This window comes from Alistipes sp. An31A, from assembly GCF_002159425.1.
In the GTDB taxonomy this organism is placed as follows: domain Bacteria; phylum Bacteroidota; class Bacteroidia; order Bacteroidales; family Rikenellaceae; genus Alistipes; species Alistipes excrementigallinarum.
In genome coordinates this window covers 1-1,636 of record NZ_NFIO01000025.1, presented here as the reverse complement: position 1 = coordinate 1,636, position 1,636 = coordinate 1, and the positions used below count along the sequence as shown (strand labels likewise).

Below are 1,636 nucleotides of genomic sequence, written 5' to 3'. Positions count from 1 at the left end.
TTCGACATCGACATCGACCCGGGCTTCGGCGAGCCGGACCACAACCTCTCGCAGCTGCTCTTTGCGGCCGAGAACGGCGGTACGGTGGAGCTTGAGGAGGATGTCGAGCTGCCGCAGACGCTCAAGGTCCGCGCCGGCAAGAAGATGACCATCAATCTGGCCGGTCATACCATCAAGTATGTGGGAACCTCGGTGGGCGGTGCCATCGATGTCTACGGCGAGCTTGAAATCAACGGCGACGGTGTCATCGACGGCGGAGCCAACGCCACGGTGACGGCCATCGCTGCCATGGGTCCCGATGCCAAGGTGACGATTAACGGCGGCAGCTACAAGGTGGGGGCCGACGAGAACGGAGCCTGGAACGACTGCATCTATGCCTACAACGGCGGTGAAATCACCATCTACGGCGGTCACTTCGAGAGCGCGGTCGCCTCGCCGAGCGGCATCTATACGGTGCTGAACGTCAACAACTCGAAGCCCGGTACCATCACGGTCTATGGCGGCGAGTTCGTCAACTACGACCCGGCGACGGGCGACGATGCCGGTACGGTGAAGAGCTTCGTTGCCGAGGGCTATTCGTCCATCAAGGCGAGCGAAGACCCCGCCGTATGGGAGGTAATCCGGGGCCTCGCGATTACGACCGAGGAGGATGTGGCAGCCGTGATGGCCGAGATTGCCCAGAAGGGCGGCGAGGTGGTCATCCCCGAGTCGGCCACGCTCAATCTGGAGGGCATCGAGCCCTTCACCATCCAGCACCCGACGGTGATTACAATCGACGGTACGGTCGAGAACAAGACCGAATGGATGATTACCAACGACAGCGAACTGACCCTGCGCGGCAAGGGAACCTACACCTGCCCCAAGGGCATTGTGCGGAACAACGGTGTGCTGACCATTGAGGGCGGCACCTGGGAGACGACGCGCAACGATTCGGGTACGGCCTTCTACAACAACAGCGCCGACGCCGTGCTTACGCTGAAGGGTGTCGACCTGAACGCGGCCTTCTTTGCCGTTGCCGGTTTGGGAACCATCACGATTGAGGACGGCAGCGTCTCCTCCACCTCGTCGAACAAGTACGGCTCGTGGGCCTATGCGATTCGCGCCGAGAGCGGCTGCCGGATGACGCTCAAGGATGTGACCGTCGAGGGCGTCCAGGGTGCCGTCGCCGCCATCGACGGCTCGCATGTCGTCTGCGACAACGCTTCGGTCTTCGCACGCAATTCGGACGCCAGCCATCAGGATGCCTTCTATGCGCTTTACGCCGCATCGGAGGGTGTCATCGAGGTGCTGAGCGGCAGCTACTACTCGGACCGCACCCCGTGCGCGCTGGCCTCGAACGACGACGTGCCCGAAAATCCGCTGGGCGGATTTATCCTCAAGGGCGGCCGTTTCAGCTCCCAGCCGCGCTCGGCATCCAACCAGCCCTGGACTCCCGAGCAGGGGTATGTCTACCGTCAGACCGGCGACGCGACCTATCCCTATGAAATCGTAGCCGAATAATCGGACGGATAATAATACAGACTGTTAAGGTTTACTGATTATGAAACGATTGTTTCTCTTTTTGGCGGTTGCCGGCCTGATGGCGACGACTGCCTGCTCCCGGGACGAGATGGAATCTGCCGGGATGAACGGGGAC

General features: G+C 61.4%; 1 pseudogene. It reads left to right on the top strand.

The features are described from left to right. Positions 1–1,500: pseudogene (locus B5F90_RS11050) on the top strand (hypothetical protein); the annotation flags it as partial. Positions 1,501–1,636: the final 136 nt, after the last annotated feature.